This is a genomic window from Caulobacter sp. GW821-FHT09H08, assembly GCF_059415885.1.
The window spans coordinates 591,601-608,400 of record NZ_JBWKOC010000004.1 but is presented as its reverse complement, the minus strand read 5'-3'; the positions used below and the strand labels follow the sequence as shown (position 1 = coordinate 608,400).

Sequence of the window (16,800 nt, the reverse complement as noted above, 5' to 3'; positions counted from 1 at the left end):
CCTCCGCGCCATGGGCTCAAAGTCCAGCTTAGGCGCCGACGACCATGTAGACGTAGATCGCCCGGCCCAGGGCGCCGAACAGCAGGATGGCCGTGGCCAGGGCCTGGATGATGAAGCCGACCTCGCGCTTCTTCGGATCGGCGGCATAGCCCAGGGCGTAGATGATCCGGCCGAAGATCCACACCACACCCAGAGCGGCGGCGGCCATGTCGAACCAGTAGATGGCGAACAGCCACAGCGACGGCAGATAGATGACCAGCCACTCGACGGTGTTGGCCTGGACGCGCAGGTGGCGCTCCAGCTCGGGGTGGCCGGTCATGGCCGGGGCGTCGATGCCGGTCTTCCGGCGCGACCCGCCGATCCGCGTGATCATCCAGACATAGACCAGCAGCGAGACGAGCGTGACGATGGCCACGAGCGCGTGGGACTGATGCATTTTGGTTGGTTCCTCCCGACGACCTCTCCGGGCCGCCCGAAGCGGAGCTAAACAGGTTCGCGCGGCCTTGGCATCCCGCCAATTTGCATCCGCGGCTGTTGCGCGTTAAACAATCGTTAGTCCGCGTTAACGCCCTGCGCGAGCTTAGCTTTTGGAACCGGCCGCGCGCGTCATTCGCTCCTAGTGCTGAACGATCCCATTCGCGAAAGGCTCGATAAGCCATGCATGTGGAATCCACGGCGATCGCCGAGATCGACTACAAGCCCGAACACGGCAAGCTGTTCGTCACGTTCCGCGACGGCGACGAGTACGTCTATGTCGGCGTCCCCGAGCGGATCAGCGCGGCCTTCCACCGCTCGCGGTCCAAGGGTCGCTTCTTCCAGCGAATGATCCGGGATCGGTATCCGTACAATCGGGTGTAGGATTGCGTCCTGAGGTTGATGTGCGATAGCGTCCCGCGAACCGGGGAGTCGCCGCCATGCGCCTGAAAGTCCTTATGCTGAGCGTATTTACGGGCGCCGTGGGGCTTTGCGGCGCCGGTGCGCTGCTGGGTGCGACAGCCTTTGAACTGGATCGCGCGCCGCCGCCCAAGGACTTCGTCCAGGACGGCGTGTCGTATCACTGGCGCGTGGCCCACGGCGTGACGGGCAGCTTGTCGGTAGATGGCCTCAAGGCGGCGGATGGCTATGACCTGAGCTTGGTGTTGAGCTGCTCGGGCCTCCGCTCCGGCGGGGTGCAGGCGCGCTTCTACGAGCCCAAGCCTAATGCGGCTCAACTGCGCGTGCGCACGGCCGATACGGTGTTTCGCGTCTATCGTGGGATCGAGGCGTTTGGCGAGCATCGCTTCGTCGAGGGACATGGCGACCTGCCGGGCGGCTATCTGGCGTCGCTGGCGACCACGCCGACCGTGACGGTGGAGTATGCCGGCCAGGCGCGGGCATTCCCCGGTCCCGGCAAGGCGCTGGCGGAGCACTTCGGGCGGTACTGCTCCGAGCTGTCCCAGCGCGCTGCGCGCGACGAATAGGTCTCGGCGAATCCTCGGGGCGGAGTCCATTCAAGGCAGGGGTAAGCCTAGCGCGGCAGGCCCGGGCCGAGGACAGCCGCGATGGCGACCCACAGAACAGCTGCAAGGATCGTCCAGACCGGCGAGGTCGGCGGCGTCCAGTCGCCCAATCCTCGCGCTCGGCGGACGGCGAACCACAGGCCCAGGGACGCCAGACCGATCTCGATCGCCGCTGCCTGGACGACATGGCCGCGCGCCGGGGCGTACAGAGCGCCGGCCAGCACGATGGCCAGGGTCGCGGCGAGGTAGGCGGTCCTGAGTGGCCGCGAGGCCACCGGCGGGGTCAGGACGGCGATGCGGTTCATGGTCAGGGCGTATAGGCCGGCGCCAGCGATGATCGCGATAGGCCGCCAGGGCAGACCGGGCGCGAAGACCTCGGCGGGATAGACCCAGTCGCCGACGTTCAGCACGCCGGAATAGATCAGGTAACCGGCGATCCAGAAGGCGTTGAAGGCGAACAGCGCCAGGCCGAGCAGGCGCGCACCGGAGGGCGACGCAGGCCGCGCCAGGATCAGGCCCGCGAGCAGAAGCACCAGGTTGCCGACCGAGCCGGCCAGGTCGATCCCCGGCCGGGCGAGACTGCAATGGAAGTCGACGATGTTCAGCAGGGCGACATGGCCGCCCGCCGCCAGGCAGGCGCCGCCATGGCCGATCGCCTCGTGTCCGGCGATCGACAGGCAGACCGCGATAGTCCCTATCGCGGCCGCCGGTATCGAGACGGCGAAGCGGGTCGCCGTCATGGTCGCTAGCCGCGCTTGTCGCGCTTGGCCAGCACCCGCAGGCGCAGGGCGTTCAGCTTGATGAAGCCGCCGGCGTCGCGGTGGTCGTAGGCGACCTTGCCTTCCTCGAAGGTGACCAGGTCCTGGTCATACAGCGAGTAGGGGCTGCTGCGGCCGATGACCGTGACATTGCCCTTGTAGAGCTTCACGCGGACCTGGCCGGTGACCTTCTGCTGGCTGTAGTCGATGGCCGCCTGCAGCATCTCGCGCTCCGGCGTGAACCAGAAGCCATTGTACACCAGCGTGGCGTACTTCGGCATCAGCTCGTCCTTCAGGTGCATCGCGCCGCGATCCAGCGTGATGCTCTCGATGCCACGGTGAGCGGCCAGCAGGATGGTGCCGCCCGGGGTCTCGTAGACGCCGCGCGACTTCATGCCGACGAAGCGGTTCTCGACCAGGTCCAGGCGACCGATGCCGTTGTCGCGGCCCAGCTCGTTCAGCTTGGTCAGCAGGGTGGCCGGGCTCATCGCCACGCCGTCGATGGCGACGGGGTCGCCCTTCTCGAAGTCGATGGTGATGATGGTCGGGGCGTCCGGCGCGTCTTCCGGCGCGATGGTGCGCATGTGGACGAACTCGGGGGCCTCGACCGCCGGGTCTTCCAGGACCTTACCTTCCGAGCTGCTGTGCAGCAGGTTGGCGTCGACGCTGAACGGGGCTTCGCCGCGCTTGTCCTTGGTGATCTGGATCTGGTGCTTCTCGGCGAAGTCCAGCAGGGCCTCGCGGGACTTGAAGTCCCACTCGCGCCAGGGGGCGATCACGGTGATGTCGGGCTCGAGGCCATAGTAGCCCAGCTCGAAGCGGACCTGGTCGTTGCCCTTGCCGGTCGCGCCGTGGCTGACGGCGTCGGCGCCCATCTTGCGGGCGATCTCGATCTGCTTCTTGGCGATCAGCGGACGCGCGATCGAGGTGCCGAGCAGGTACTGGCCTTCGTACACCGTGTTGGCGCGGAACATCGGGAACACGAAGTCGCGCACGAACTCTTCGCGAACGTCTTCGATGAAGATGTTCTCGGGCTTCACGCCGGCGGCCAGCGCCTTGGCGCGCGCCGGTTCGATCTCTTCGCCCTGGCCCAGGTCGGCCGTGAAGGTGATGACTTCAGCGCCGTATTCGGTCTGCAGCCACTTCAGGATGATCGAGGTGTCGAGGCCGCCCGAATAGGCGAGCACGACCTTCTTCACGGACTTGTCGGCCATGAGGGATCCTTTCGGAAGAAACACAAAGTCGCGCGCCTTCAACGGCGAAAGAACGCGCGGGTCAAGCGTTAATAGGCGCGCTTACAGCTGACCTTCGTCCTGCAACGTCTTCATGACGAACCGCAGGTGGAAGAGCTGGCTCAGGGCCAGGCTGGCGCCGAGCGTGGCGCGGACCAGGAAGACGATGATCGCGTCCACGCCGGTGACCCGGAACGTCAACTGCGTGCCGGTGAACGCCAGCAGCATGACGGTCGAGGCGACGGGGATGAACAGCAGGCCCAGCGGCTTGCCCGCGCGCCAGGTCGGCTTGCCGTCGCGACCCCATTGCATCGGGATTTTCACGTCCTTGCCGATCCGCTTCCACGCGCCCTGGGCGGTGGCGGCGATGATGGCGAGGACGGCGATCGAGAGGCCGTCGCCCAGCACGCGCAGGGTTGTTTCCATGGCTTAGACCGTCACCTGCGCGCCCAGCTCGACCACGCGGCCGGGCGGGATCTTGAAGAAGTCCGTCGGATTGGCGGCGTTCTTCATCAGGTAGATGAACAGGCGGTCCTGCCACAGCGGCATGCCGCTGTTGGCCGACGGCACGATCGAGCGGCGGCCGAGGAAGAAGCTTGTGGCCATGATGTCGAACTTCAGCCCCTGCTTGCGGCAGACCGCCAGGGCCTTGGGGATGTTCGGGCTTTCCATGAAGCCGTAGTTGACGATGACCTTCTTGAAGTCGTCGTTGACCTTCTCGATCTTGACCCGGTCGTCCTCGGCGACGCGCGGCGTCTCGGTCGTGCGGACCGTCAGGATGACGTTGCGCTCGTGCAGAACCTTGTTGTGCTTGAGGTTGTGCATCAGGGCCACCGGCGTCATGTCCGGGTCCGAGGTCAGGAAGATCGCCGTGCCGGGCGCGCGGTGCGGAGCGCGGGCGCGCAGGATCTCCATCAGGTCGACCAGGGGCACGCTGTCGCGGCGGGTCTTGGCCGTCAGGATGTTGGCGCCGCGGGTCCAGGTCCACATGATCAGCACCAGCACGCCGCCGAACACCAGCGGCAGCCAGGCGCCGTCGGGGATCTTCAGCATGTTCGAGGCGATGAACACCACGTCCAGCGCCACCAGCGGGATCAGCAGCAGGCCCGTCTGCCACAGCGGCCACTTCCACACGCGGCGGATGACGACATAGGCCAGCAGGGTGTCGACGAACATCGCGCCGGTGACGGCGATGCCGTAGGCGCTGGCCAGCTTGTGCGAGCTCTGGAACGCGAACAGCAGCACCAGCACGCCGATCAGCAGGAACTGGTTCACGGCGGGCACGAAGATCTGGCCGGCCTGGGTCTCGGACGTGCGCTTGATCTCGATGCGCGGCAGCAGGCCCAACTGCACGGCCTGCTGGGTCATGGAGAAGGCGCCGGTGATCACGGCCTGGCTGGCGATGACGGTGGCGACGGTGGCCATCAGCAGCACGGGCCAATACGCGAAGCTCGGGACCATCTCCCAGAACGGGTTGCGGCCGGCGGCTGGGTTGGCCAGCACCATGGCGCCCTGGCCCAGATAGTTGAGCGCCAGGCAGGGGAAGACGAGGCACAGCCACGAGGCCTGGATCGGGCGCTTACCGAAGTGGCCCATGTCGGCATAGAGCGCCTCGGCCCCGGTCACGACCAGGAACACGCTGCCCAGGATGACGAAGCCGACGAAGCCGTTCTCCAGCAGGAAGCGGATGCCGTACCAGGGCATGAAGGCGCGGAAGATCGACAGGTCGTCGGTCAGGTGGAAGGCGCCCAGCGCCCCCAGGATCAGGAACCACACCGCCGTGAAGGGTCCGAACAGCGAGGCCATCTTGTGGGTGCCGCGAGACTGGACCGCGAACAGGGCGATCAGGATGCCGGCCGAGATCGGCACGATATAGGGCGACAGGGTGTGGCCCAGGCCGGGGGCGTCCTTCAGGCCTTCCACCGCCGACAGAACCGAGATGGCCGGCGTGATGATGCCGTCGCCGTAGAACAGGGCCGCCCCGACCACGCCGAGGAAGAACACGGCCACCGAGCGCTTGCGGCCGATGCCGCCCAGCGCCTTTTGGGCCAGGGCCATCAGGGCCAGGGTCCCGCCCTCGCCCTTGTTGTCGGCCCGCATGAAGAAGATCACGTACTTGATCGTCACGAACAGGGTCATGGTCCACAGGACCAGCGACACCACGCCCAGCACCGCATGCTCGGTCGAGGCCGACGAGCGGGCGTGACTCAGCGCTTCGCGCAGGGCGTAGAGCGGGCTGGTGCCGATGTCGCCGAACACGACGCCGATCGATCCCAGCGCCAGGGCGAAGAAGCCGTGTCCCTTGGAGTCATGGCCATTGCCATGCCCGTTCGAGGGGGCTCCGTCCTGCTGCGGAATGTCGGTAGAAGCGGGCGCGCAATCGGTGCTGGAAGCGCCGGAGGCCTCGGAAGCCATTCAATCCCTCCGGGGGCCCCTCGCAAAACGCTGTCGGGCGACCCATATCGATCAAGCGCGGCGCGATACACCCAATCCGCGACGTGTTCAATCATCCCCCGACGTCCGCGTGCGTATGGACAAGGGGACAACGCTCGTTTCGAGCATGAAACAGTTTTCAGTTGAACGCACGGACGTTGTCCTTACGTTCCCCGGTTGAGATGTCGGACAGTCAGAAATTTCCCGTTGCGGCGCATGCCCTGGCCTATCTGGCGCACAAGGAGGCCTTTTCGGCCGACCGTGCGGTGGCTAGCGCCGAACTGGCGGCCTCTGTGCCGACCAACCCGGTCGTGGTCCGCCGCGTCACCGCCATGCTGGGCAAGGCGGGGCTGATCGGCGCGCGCGCCGGCGCCAATGGCGGGGCCTGGCTGCTGAAGCCGGCCGACACCATCACGCTCGACGCGGTGCTGAAGGCCGTCAACGGCTGCGCCCACCTGGGCGTCGCGCCCAAGGGCGTGAAGGGCTGCCCGGTCGGCGAGAAGATCCCCGACGCGGTCCGCTCGGCCATCCACGCCGCCGACCGCGCCGCGCACGAGCGGCTGGCGCAGATCACCGTGGCCGACCTGCTGCACGGGGCGCACGAGGCCGTCCCGGCCTGCTAGCTGGCGACTACTCCGCCGGGGCCAGCATGGTCCGGCGCTCGATCCGCACATCCACGGCGGCCACCACCCAGATCGCGAAACCGCCCAGCGCCAGGGCCACGCCCACCCAGCCCGTCGACGCCCAGCCGTAGCCGGCCGCGATGGCCAGGCCGCCGAGCCACGGGCCCAGGGCGTTGGCGAAGTTGAACGCCGAGTGGTTCAGCGCCGCCGCCAGGGTCTGGGCCTCGCCCGCCACGTCCATCAGCCGGGTCTGAAGGGCTGAGCCAAGCCCGCCGCCGCAGCCGATCAGGAACACGACCGGCAGCAGGGTCCACAGGCTGCCCACCGCCAGCGGATAGAGCGCCAGGGCGCCGGCGCTCCACAGCAGGATGGCGCCGATGGCCGGGATCAGGGCGCGGTCGGCGGCCCAGGCGCAGGCGAGCGTCCCCACCGTCATGCCGGCGCCGAACACCGCCAGCACCACCGGCAGGGTGGCGGGCGAGGCGTGGGTGACCTCGATCAGGGTGTTGGCCAGATAGGTGTAGACGCAGAACAGACCGCCGAAGCCGATCGCGCCGATGGCCAGGGTCAACCACACCCGGCCCTTGGCCAGGGCCGACAGCTCGCGCAGCGGGCTGGCCTTGGCGTCGGCCGGCGCCTGAGGGGCGTAGAGCCAGACCGAGAGTGCGGTCAGGGCCGCCAGGACGGCGACGATCACGAAGCCCCAGCGCCAGCCGATCCATTGTCCGACCACGTTGGCCAGCGGCACGCCGACGATGGTCGCCACCGTCAGGCCGATCATCACCATGGCCACGGACTGGGCCCGCTTGTGCGGCGGCGAGACGGAGGCGGCGACCAGGGCGGCGACGCCGAAATAGGCCCCGTGCGGCAAACCGCTGAAGAAGCGGAAGGCCAGCATCCACTGGAAGCTCGGCGAGAAGGCCGATAGCAGGTTGCCGACCGCGAACACCGCCATCAGCAGAGTCAGGATCACCCGGCGCGGCAGGCGCGCGGCCGCCACGGCGATCACCGGCGCGCCCACGACCACGCCCAGCGCATACGCGCTGATCGCATGGCCGGCCGTCGGGGCGTCCACGCCCAGGTCCTTGGCGAAATAGGGCAGCAGGCTCATCGAGGCGAATTCGGTCGTGCCGATCGCGAAGCCGCCCAGGGCCAGGGCAGCCAGGACGAGAGCAGGATGGACCGCACGGGTCTCTGTAGTCATGTCAGCGCCTCACACACACGCGGCGCAACACGGACGCGGCGCGCCGACAGGCCGGTGCGCCGTTCGTCATGCTGCATTGCAAAAGTTCCTTGTAGATAAGGAAATGACAACGTTGTCGCAAGTTCGTTCGGCATTTCGCCGTTCGTCGAGGTGCGGCCTTAAGCGGCGCTGAAAGCCGCCCGCAGAAAAATTGCACCAACCGTTGTTGCTGATCCTCTGGCGGCCGGCGCGCGGCGCATTACGTAATCGCTACCGTTCCAGTTTCTAAACGAGGGAATTTCAAAATGACCACCGTCGCCATCGCCTACCACTCCGGCTACGGCCACACCGAAGTCCTGGCCCAGAAGGTCGCCGAAGGCGTCCGTGACGCCGGCCAGACGCCCGTGCTGCTGAAGATCGAGAGCGCCGCCCAGGATTTCGCCCCGCTGATCGACCAGATCACCCAGGCCGACGCCGTGATCTTCGGCGCGCCGACCTACATGGGCGACGTCTCGGGCGTGTTCAAAGTGTTCGCCGACGCCACCTCGTCGGCGTTCTTCACCAGCGCCTGGAAGGACAAGCTGGCCGCCGGCTTCACCAACTCGCACAGCTTCGCCGGCGACAAGGCCCACGCCCTGGGCAGCCTGACGATCCTGGCCGCCCAGCACGGCATGAACTGGATCAACCTCGGCATCGCCCCGCCGAACGTGACCGCCGCCGAGCGTGGTCCCGACACCCTGAACCGCGTCGGCTCGTTCATCGGCGTCGCGGCCCAGTCGGACAACGCCTCGACCGAGATCAGCCCGCCGGCCGGCGACCGCGAAACCGCCCGCCTGCTGGGTGAGCGCGTCGCCAAGGCCGCCGTCCGCTGGTCGGTCGGCGCCAGCGCCGCCGCCCAGCTCGACAAGGCCGCCTAACGGGGCCGCCTGACGCCTGAAGTCCCCTAGGTCGCGGAGGTCTCCCTCCCAGCCGCGACCGCGGAAGGGGCGCGCCACGCCATTCCGGCGCGCCCCTTCCACCCCCTTCTTCGAGGGCTGCTTGAACCAAATCACGGGCCGTGCTCGTCTCCGGCGAAGTTTCGTCTTTCTCCGGATCACCCCAGCATGGCCCGCCGTCTCGCCCTGATCACCGGCGCCTCCGCCGGCATCGGGGCCGCCTCCGCCCGCATCTACGCCAGCCACGGCTATGACGTGGCCCTGACCGCGCGCCGGGCCGACCGTCTTGAGGGCCTGGCCGCCGAGATCAAGCTGCGCTCGGGCGTCGAGGCCTACGCCATCCCCGCCGACCTGGCCGAGCCGACCGGCGTCGACACCGTCCTGGCCGCGATCACCGAGCAGGGCCGCGTCGTCGACGCCCTGGTCAACAACGCCGGCTATGGCCTGCCCGGGACCTACGATTCCACGTCGTGGGCCGACCAGGCGAAGTTCCTGCAGCTGATGCTGACCTCGGTCTGCGCCATGACCCACAAGGTCCTGCCGGGCATGGTCGAGCGCAAGTTCGGCCGGATCGTCAATGTCGCCTCGCTGGCGGGCCTGGTCCCCGGCTCGGCCGGCCATACGCTGTACGCGGCGACCAAGGGCTTCCTGGTCAAGTTCTCCCAGAGCCTGCACCTGGAGAACCTGCAGACCGGCGTCCATGTCAGCGCCCTGTGCCCGGGCTTCACCTATTCGGAATTCCACGACGCCAACGGCACCCGGGCCCAGGTCAGCCAGGGCGTGCCCGAATGGATGTGGCTGGGCGCAGACGAGGTCGCCGCCGCCGGCTACGAGGCCGCCGAGGCCAACCGCTCGATCTGCGTCCCCGGCGCGCCGAACAAGGCCATCGCCGCGATTACCAAGATCGTGCCGGACGACTGGGCGTTGGCCTTGATGGCCAGCCAGGGGAGCCGGTTCCGGAAGGTTTAGGGGTGCGAAAACCCCGCCCTTCGACGAGCTCAGGGTGAGGTTTTCGGTTGAGGTCGGGGCCTACCAGTAGGCCTCAACCTGAGCCCGTCCCACGGGTCCGGCGTAGCCGGCCCGCGGGTAAACTCCGGGCGAGGCCGCTTGTCGCGGGCCGGTCCTTTTGGAAAACCGCCCCGGACCTGCTATATGTCCGCCTCGACCCCCGAGCATCCGGACACCCCCTTGAGCGTCACCCTCGACCTGTCGCGCGTCTCCACTGGCGCAGCGCCCGCAACTCCCGTCGCCAAACCCATGGTCAACCTCTCGGGCCTCACGCGCCCGCAGCTGGTCGCGGCCCTGGTCGAGAGCGGCGTGGTCGAGCACGGCAAGGCCAAGATGCGCGCTACCCAGATCTTCCGCTGGATGCACCATCGCGGCGTCACCGACTTCGCTCTGATGAGCGACGTCGCCAAGGAAACCCGCGCGCGCCTTGCCGAGACCTTCACGCTCAATCGTCCCGAGATCGTCGAGCGCCAGGTGTCGAAGGACGGCACCCGCAAGTGGCTGATCCGCATGGCCCCGGGCATCGAGGTCGAGAGCGTCTACATACCCGGCGTCGGCCGCGCCGGCGCCTTGTGCGTGTCCAGCCAGGTCGGCTGCACGCTGAACTGCAGCTTCTGCCACACCGGCACCCAGCCGCTGGTCCGCAACCTGACCACGGCCGAGATCGTCGCCCAGGTGCAGGTGGCCAAGGATGACCTGGCCGAATGGCCGTCGGACAAGGAAGACCGCGTTCTCTCGAACATCGTGTTCATGGGCATGGGCGAGCCGCTGTACAATCTGGGCCAGGTGGCCGACGCCATCGAGATCATCAGCGACAACGAGGGCATCGGCATCTCGCGTCGCCGGATCACGGTCTCGACCTCGGGCGTGGTGCCGATGCTGGAAAAGCTGGGCAATACGACCCAGGCCATGCTGGCGATCAGCCTGCACGCCACCAATGACACCCTGCGCGACGAGTTGGTGCCGCTGAACAAGAAGTACCCGATCGCCGAGCTGATGGCCGGCATCCGCGCCTATCCGGGCCTCAGCAACGCCCGCCGCGTGACGTTCGAATACGTGATGCTGAAGGGCGTCAACGACAGCCCCGACGAGGCCCGCGCCCTGGTCAAGCTGATCAAGGGCATCCCGGCCAAGGTCAATCTGATCCCGTTCAATCCGTGGCCGGGCAGCGACTATCTGTGCTCGGACTGGTCGACGATCGAGGCCTTCGCCGCGATCCTCAACAAGGCCGGCTACTCCTCGCCGATCCGCACCCCGCGTGGGCGCGATATCCTGGCGGCGTGCGGCCAGCTGAAGAGCGAGAGCGAGAAGGTCCGGGCGAGCGCGCTGCGCAAGCTGTCGATGGCGGCGATGGCTGGGATGCTCGGTGATGACGAGGACGAGGCGGCTTAGGGCCGCCTCGACTTCAAGGCTCCCAATTTCTTGTCATCCCGGAAAGCCCGCAGGGCTTGTCCGGGACCCAGGGGCGGCGCGCACTGAGTTTCGTCACCCCCTGGGTCCCGGCTCAACGCTTCGCTTCGGCCGGGATGACACGAGTTTGTTGGGGAGAAGGGCGTTAAGCCTCTTCCTCAACCGCCCTCTTCAGCCGGCTGAGCATCCCCGCCGCATAGGCCGCATACGGCCCGATCCAGCGTTCGTGGATCGCGTGCACCGGCAGGGCGTCGAGATGGTTCCACCGCTCGCGCCCGCGCCGTTCGGCGACGACCAGACCGGCCTCTTCCAACACGCCCAGATGCTGCATCACGGTGCAGCGATCGAGCTCGGCGAACCGCGCGCACAGCATGCCGGTCGTCAGCGACTCTGTCTTCAGCAGATCCAGCATCGCGCGCCGGACCCGGTGGCCCAGCGCCTTGAAGATCAGGTCTGCTTCGTCCTCGTTTGACATGTTATAAGATTATAACATACGATTTGGGCCAGCAAGGATGGAGATGATCCATGTCCCACGAATTCACCGTCAGTGGCCGCATCGCCAAGCCCGTGGCCGAGGTCTTCGAGGCCGTCGCGGACCCTGCGAAGCTCTCCGGCTACTTCACCACCGGCGGCGCGCAGGGACGGCTCGAGACCGGCGCGACGGTCACCTGGGATTTCCATGATTTCCCGGGCGCCTTCCCGGTCGAGGTGGTCGAGGTCGTCCAGAACGAGAAGATCGTCCTGCGCTGGGGCTCGGCCGAGCCGAACGCCACGAATAAAACCGAAGTGACCATGACCTTCGCCGACACGGGCGATGGCCGCACGCTGGTGAAGATCCACGAGGCCGGCTGGAGCGACACCCCGGCGGGCGAGAAGGCCGCCTTTGGCAATTGCGAGGGCTGGACCGGCATGCTGTGCGCCATGAAGGTGTTCGTCGAGCACGGCCTGAACCTGCGCCAGGGTTTTTACAAATAGGGGGCTTCTACAAGTCGCCCCGGACTCCCCTGGCGCGGGCGCCCTCTACGCAAGACTCGGCGACCCGTGTTAGTCAGTGGGCCGCAATCTTCCAGGGTAGTCCGCGTCCATGCCGTCCCAGCTCCAGTCGCCCGAAGTCCAGGCCTTCGCCACCGGCTTCCCGGTCACCCTGCTGCACGCCAGCGTCACCCTGGTCATGCTGATCCTGGGCACGGCGCTCTACGCGCTGATGACGCCGCACAAGGAGATCACCCTGATCCGCGAGGGCAACGCCGCCGCCGCCCTGTCGTTGGGCGGGGTCATGGTGGGCCTGGCCATTCCGCTGTCGGTGTCGCTGAAGGCGTCGACCTCGGTGATCGAGATCGTCATCTGGGGCGCGGCGACCCTGGCCGTCCAGCTCTTGGTGTTCCGGGGCGCCGACATGGTGCTGAAGGGGCTGCCCGAGCGCATCCAGGATGGCGAGATCTCGGCCGCCGCCCTGCTGGTCGGCGCCAAGCTGGCCACCGCCCTGGTCCTGGCCGCCGCGGTGGCGGGCTGATCGCGTAGGGGCGGGGCTCTCCCGTGCATTTCCCCAAGCTTCCCGACTGGCTGGTCTATGCCGCGGCGGTCAGCGCGCTGGTGATCGTCGCCGTGGGCCGGCAGGAGCGCTCGGACGCGCCCGCGCCCCCGCCGCCGGTGCCGGGCGAGGAGGGGCTGCCGTTGGGGCCGTCCTCGCCGTTCGACCCGTCGATCGTGGTCCAGGTGCCCGACAGGCCGGAGCCGGGTTCCGGCACGGCTTTCTCGGTCGGCGACGACGGGACCTGGCTGACCGCGCGCCACGTGGTCGAGGGCTGCAAGCAGGCCGCCATCGTCGTGGCCGACGGGCGGGGCGTGGCGGCCAAGATCCATGTGGATCCCCGTGCCGATGCCGCGATCCTGACCACCGAAGGCGGCGCGCCGGCCGTGCAGCTGGGGCTGGACATTCCCCTGCGCCGGGGCGCGCGGGCCTATCATCCGGGCTTCCCGCAGGGCCATCCGGGCGAGGCCGCCTCTCGCCTGCTGGGCCGCGAGAATCTGGTCGTCCACGGGCGCGGCGCCCGCACCGAGCCGGTCCTGGTCTGGGCCGAGGTCGGGCGGACCGACAGCCTGAAGGGCACCTTGTCAGGGCTTTCGGGCGCGCCCGCCTTGGACAGCGCCGGGCGGGTGATCGGGGTGACGGTGGCCGAGGCTCCGCGTCGGGGCCGCATCTACACGACCGCGCCCGAGAGCCTGAAGACCGTGCTGGGCAACCGCCGCCGGCCGGCGGCGTCGGAATTCCCGCCGTCCGAGCCGATCACCACCGAGAATTACGGCCGGGTCGCCGACGGGCTGCGACGCGACCTGCGGGTAGCGCAGGTGGTTTGCCTGGCGGTTTGAGGCCCTCCCGGTGGGAGGGCCAGGGGCGGTCTAGGCTAGGCCGCCGCCGCCGCTTCCGCCTTCGCCGCCTCGAACTTGCCCTGTCGCGCCATCACCGCGAACGACAGGATGATCGCCACCACGCCGATCAGCGCCGTGTAGATGAAGAAGGCCGTGTAGCCGGCCGCCATAGCCTGGGCGCTGACGCCCAGCTTGGCGCCGGCGGCGGTGAAGCTCTCGGGCGGCAGGCGGTTGAAGAGCGCCTTCAGGGGCGCGGTGACGCCGCCGTGCTCGGCCGCCTGGGCCGACGCCTCGACGATGCGGCCCGACTGCGAGGCCACCAGCTTGCCGGGCAGGGCGTAGAGCGATGAGAAGAGGGCGTACTGCGTGGCGGTGAAGCCCGCTGTCGTCAGGCTGGACATGTAGGCGATCAGCGCCGTGCCCGCGACGCCGCCGGCGATGTTGTCCAGGCAGATCGAGGCGAACAGCATGCCGGTGTTGTGGCCGCTCATGGCCAGGAGAGCGAACAGCAGGTTGCTGATCGGCTGGGCGAAGGCGCCGATGACCAGGGCCTTCATCAGGCCGAAGCGGGCGACGATCACACCCCCCAGGAACACCCCGGCCATTGAGGCGATGATGCCGAACACCTTCCGGATCTCGGCGATCTCGGTCAGGGTGAAACCCATGTCCCGGTAGAAGGGGTTCATGATGTTCAGCACGAAGTCAGAGACCCGGTAGACGCAGATGGTCGCCAGGATCAGGCCGGCGACGCCGGCGAAGCGGGTCATGAAGTCCTTCAGCGGCGAGCCCAGCGCGGTCGACAGATAGACGCCCGGCTTGGTCGGGACCTTGGGGATCGGCCAGGCGGCGACCAGGACGACGAGCAGGCCCGTGACCACGCCGGCCAGTTGCAGCCAGACGCCGTTGGGCTTGGCTTTCCAGGCCGCTTCGAGGGCCTCGCCGCCCGCGAACTTGGACAGCAGGCTGGCGTCGCCCGACAGGCCCGAACCGACCAGCAGGGCGCCGACCAGCAGGATGGCCAGGCGGATCAGCCACTCGCCGATTTCCAGCGGCTTGGCCTGGTTGACGCCGTCGGTGTGGATCTCGCGGATCGTGTGAGCCTGCTCGCGGGGAGCCCACAGAGTGGCCAGCACGCCGACGATCATGGCGGCGGCCATGACCAGGTACGAGATGTTCCAGTTGAAGCGCTCGGCCAGCAGCAGCGGCACGGCGCCGGCCGCGATCATGGCGCCGCGATAACCCCATTGCACGGCCACGGCCATCTGGCCCTGGCGCTCGGTGTCGACCACCTCGATCCGCCAGGCGTCGATGACGATGTCCTGGGTGGCGGTGGCGAAGCCGGTGATCACCGCGACCACGGCCATCAGCCACAGGTTGGCGGCGGGGTTCAGTCCGGAGATCGTCGCCAGGCCCAGCATGATCACGGCCTGGCAGACCAGCATCCAGGCGCGCCGATGGCCCAGCAGGCTATGCAGGATCGGCACCTTGGTCCGGTCGATAAGCGGCGCCCACAGGAACTTGAACGAGAACGACAGGGTCGCCAGGCTGAAGAAGCCGATCACTGACAGCGACAGGCCCGCATCGCGCAGCCACAGCGACAGGGTGTCGAAGATCAGCATGAACGGCAGGCCCGAGGCGAAGCCCAGGCCCAGCATCACCAGGCTGCGCCGCTCACCGAAGAAGGCGAGGGTCGCAAGCAGGCTCTTCTTCTCGGGCGCGGCGTCGGCCTTGGCGTCTTCGGTCATGTGGCGATCCCCCTGCCCGGGGATGCAGCCCCGGATTAGCTGGCGACCTTGGCTCGCGTCGCGGTTTTCGTCCAGCCGCGCGAGACGCCGCCGGAAATCCCTCCATGGGCGCCCGTGGTGGTCCAGCGGGTCAGGGCGTCGCGCAGGGCTTCCTGGGTCAGGGGCTTGACGAGGAAGTCGTCCATGCCGGCGGCCAGGCAAGCGCGCTTGTCCTCGTCGAAGGCGTCGGCGGTCAGGGCGGCGATGGGTGAGGCCACGCCCTTGGCGCGCAAGGCCTTGGCGGCTTCGACGCCCGAGAGGCCCGGCATGCGCAGGTCCATCAGGATCAGGTCGTACGCTCCAGCGGAAGCGGCGGCCACGGCCTGCTCGCCATCGGCCACGCGGTCGACCTTGCAGCCTTCGCGTTCCAGTAGGGTGCGGGCCAGCAGGGCGTTAATCGGATTGTCCTCGGCCAGCAGCACGCGGACGCCGCGCGCCACGGCCCCGGCGATGCGGTCGTCGTGGACCGGCGTTTCGGCCGGGGCGGCCCCTTCTTCATTTCTGGCGGGGCCGGCCTGCAGCACCTGGGCGACCATCGAGGCCGCGCGCAGGGGCTTGATCAGATAGCCCGAGAAGCCGGCGGCCTTGAGCTTGTCGATCCGGTCGCGTTGCTCCGGCGTCAGCAGCACCACGGCCTGGCGGCCGGCAGGGGGCTTGAAGCCGCGCGGACCCGAGAGGGCGGCGTCGATCAGCAGCACGGCGTCGGCCGGCGCGCCCGACAGGGCCGAGGCGACGTCGACGGCGGCATAGGCGCGGCCGCCGGCGGCCTCGATCTGACGCACGGTGGCGGCGCGGACGATGGCGTTGGGCGAGGCGATGGCGACGGTGCGGCCCTCGAGAGGGGCGGCTCGGACGGCGGGAGCGGCCAGCTCAAAGGGCGCTTCGAACCAGAACTCGGCGCCCTGGCCCGGCTCGCCGCCGACCCCGACCTCGCCGTTCATGGCCTTGGTCAGGGTGGAGACGATGGCCAGGCCCAGGCCCGCGCCGCCCAGCTGGGTGTTGTGGGTGATGTCGGTCTGGACGAAGGCCTCGAAGATGCGGGCGCGGGCCTCGGGCGGGACGCCGGGGCCGGTGTCGGTGACCGTGAAGCGGATGCGGCCTTCACCGGTGGTCGTCGCCGAGAGCAGGACGCCGCCGGCCTCGGTGAACTTCACGGCGTTGCCGGCGAAGTTCAGCAGGATCTGGCGCAGGCGGCCTTCGTCGGCGCGGATGGTCGGCAGGGCGGCGGGCAGGGCCCAGGCGATCTCGACGCCCTTCTCGTGGGCGCGCGGGCTCATCAGTTCGGCGACCTGGCGCAGCAGGCCTTCGATGTCGACCGGGGCCAGGGACAGCTCGATCGAGGCCGCGCCCAGGCGGGCGAAGTGCAGGACGTCGTTGACCAGCGACAGCAGGTGGTCGCCGCTTTCGCGTAGGGCGGTGACGTAGGACCGCTGCTCGGCCGTCAGCTTGGTGTTTTCCAGGAGCCGCGCCATGCCCAGCACGCCGTTCAGCGGGGTGCGGAACTCGTGGCTCAGGGTGGCCAGCTGCTCGGGCGTGACGCCGCTTTTCTGATCGCTCATGGAGAT

Annotated in this window: 18 protein-coding genes; 9 read left to right on the top strand and 9 right to left on the bottom strand. The window is 68.4% G+C overall.

Translation table 11 applies throughout. The annotated features are described in order from the left end of the window. Positions 1–28 precede the first annotated feature (28 nt). A complete protein-coding gene (locus AC07NN_RS17420; protein ID WP_494643603.1) occupies positions 29–436 on the bottom strand; it encodes an MAPEG family protein in 408 nt (135 codons plus the stop codon). A gap of 221 nt (positions 437–657) precedes the next feature. Between AC07NN_RS17420 and AC07NN_RS17415 the strand changes: the two genes are divergently transcribed. Further along, positions 658–858 (top strand): KTSC domain-containing protein, encoded by a 201-nt coding sequence (locus AC07NN_RS17415; protein WP_494643601.1) that lies wholly within the window; start codon positions 658–660, stop codon positions 856–858. Between the two features lie 74 nt (positions 859–932). Continuing rightward, positions 933–1,460, top strand: coding sequence for a hypothetical protein (locus AC07NN_RS17410; protein WP_494643598.1), 528 nt, complete (start codon positions 933–935; stop codon positions 1,458–1,460). A 47-nt stretch (positions 1,461–1,507) separates the two neighbouring features. On the opposite strand, the gene AC07NN_RS17405 is transcribed toward AC07NN_RS17410, so the two are convergent. The 4 genes from AC07NN_RS17405 to AC07NN_RS17390 all read right to left on the bottom strand — a co-directional run bounded on the left by AC07NN_RS17405 (position 1,508) and on the right by AC07NN_RS17390 (position 5,904). Beyond that, a complete protein-coding gene (locus AC07NN_RS17405) occupies positions 1,508–2,239 on the bottom strand; it encodes a hypothetical protein (protein WP_494643593.1) in 732 nt (243 codons plus the stop codon). 5 nt (positions 2,240–2,244) lie between these two features. After that, complete coding sequence (locus AC07NN_RS17400) at positions 2,245–3,471, bottom strand: argininosuccinate synthase (protein WP_494643588.1); 1,227 nt, start codon at positions 3,469–3,471, stop codon at positions 2,245–2,247. 81 nt (positions 3,472–3,552) lie between these two features. Next, positions 3,553–3,915, bottom strand: coding sequence for a hypothetical protein (locus tag AC07NN_RS17395; protein ID WP_494643583.1), 363 nt, complete (start codon positions 3,913–3,915; stop codon positions 3,553–3,555). Between the two features lie 3 nt (positions 3,916–3,918). Beyond that, entirely contained in the window at positions 3,919–5,904 is a 1,986-nt protein-coding gene (locus AC07NN_RS17390; RefSeq protein WP_494643578.1) for a potassium transporter Kup, read from the bottom strand. A gap of 200 nt (positions 5,905–6,104) precedes the next feature. On the opposite strand from AC07NN_RS17390, the gene AC07NN_RS17385 reads away from it, so the two are divergent. Then, complete coding sequence (locus AC07NN_RS17385; RefSeq protein ID WP_494643576.1) at positions 6,105–6,545, top strand: Rrf2 family transcriptional regulator; 441 nt, start codon at positions 6,105–6,107, stop codon at positions 6,543–6,545. Positions 6,546–6,552: 7 nt separating this feature from the next. Here the strand turns inward: AC07NN_RS17385 and AC07NN_RS17380 are convergent, their stop codons facing one another. After that, positions 6,553–7,749, bottom strand: coding sequence for an MFS transporter (locus AC07NN_RS17380; RefSeq protein ID WP_494643574.1), 1,197 nt, complete (start codon positions 7,747–7,749; stop codon positions 6,553–6,555). Between the two features lie 284 nt (positions 7,750–8,033). Here AC07NN_RS17380 and AC07NN_RS17375 point away from each other — a divergent pair, with 284 nt between their 5' ends. The 3 genes from AC07NN_RS17375 (at position 8,034) to rlmN (ending at position 11,063) form a co-directional block, all read left to right on the top strand. Next, a complete protein-coding gene (locus AC07NN_RS17375) occupies positions 8,034–8,645 on the top strand; it encodes a flavodoxin family protein (protein ID WP_494643567.1) in 612 nt (203 codons plus the stop codon). A gap of 186 nt (positions 8,646–8,831) precedes the next feature. Beyond that, a complete protein-coding gene (locus tag AC07NN_RS17370; RefSeq protein WP_494643563.1) occupies positions 8,832–9,632 on the top strand; it encodes an SDR family NAD(P)-dependent oxidoreductase in 801 nt (266 codons plus the stop codon). A gap of 219 nt (positions 9,633–9,851) precedes the next feature. Next, positions 9,852–11,063: a dual-specificity RNA methyltransferase RlmN gene (rlmN, locus tag AC07NN_RS17365; RefSeq protein ID WP_494644030.1), complete on the top strand. Its 1,212-nt coding sequence runs from the start codon at positions 9,852–9,854 to the stop codon at positions 11,061–11,063. A gap of 163 nt (positions 11,064–11,226) precedes the next feature. Here rlmN and AC07NN_RS17360 read toward each other — a convergent pair whose 3' ends face one another. Further along, positions 11,227–11,556: an ArsR/SmtB family transcription factor gene (locus AC07NN_RS17360; RefSeq protein WP_494643560.1), complete on the bottom strand. Its 330-nt coding sequence runs from the start codon at positions 11,554–11,556 to the stop codon at positions 11,227–11,229. Positions 11,557–11,606: 50 nt separating this feature from the next. On the opposite strand from AC07NN_RS17360, the gene AC07NN_RS17355 reads away from it, so the two are divergent. The 3 genes from AC07NN_RS17355 (at position 11,607) to AC07NN_RS17345 (ending at position 13,451) form a co-directional block, all read left to right on the top strand. Next, the gene (locus AC07NN_RS17355; protein WP_494643557.1) at positions 11,607–12,056 is read left to right on the top strand and encodes an SRPBCC domain-containing protein; all 450 of its coding nucleotides are present in this window, start codon (positions 11,607–11,609) and stop codon (positions 12,054–12,056) included. Positions 12,057–12,165: 109 nt separating this feature from the next. Next, positions 12,166–12,594: a DUF350 domain-containing protein gene (locus AC07NN_RS17350; protein WP_494643555.1), complete on the top strand. Its 429-nt coding sequence runs from the start codon at positions 12,166–12,168 to the stop codon at positions 12,592–12,594. Between the two features lie 23 nt (positions 12,595–12,617). After that, positions 12,618–13,451, top strand: coding sequence for a S1 family peptidase (locus AC07NN_RS17345; RefSeq protein WP_494643550.1), 834 nt, complete (start codon positions 12,618–12,620; stop codon positions 13,449–13,451). Positions 13,452–13,486: 35 nt separating this feature from the next. Here AC07NN_RS17345 and AC07NN_RS17340 read toward each other — a convergent pair whose 3' ends face one another. Next, a complete protein-coding gene (locus AC07NN_RS17340) occupies positions 13,487–15,196 on the bottom strand; it encodes an AmpG family muropeptide MFS transporter (protein ID WP_494643547.1) in 1,710 nt (569 codons plus the stop codon). Between the two features lie 35 nt (positions 15,197–15,231). Then, positions 15,232–16,794: a response regulator gene (locus AC07NN_RS17335; RefSeq protein WP_494643543.1), complete on the bottom strand. Its 1,563-nt coding sequence runs from the start codon at positions 16,792–16,794 to the stop codon at positions 15,232–15,234. Positions 16,795–16,800: the final 6 nt, after the last annotated feature.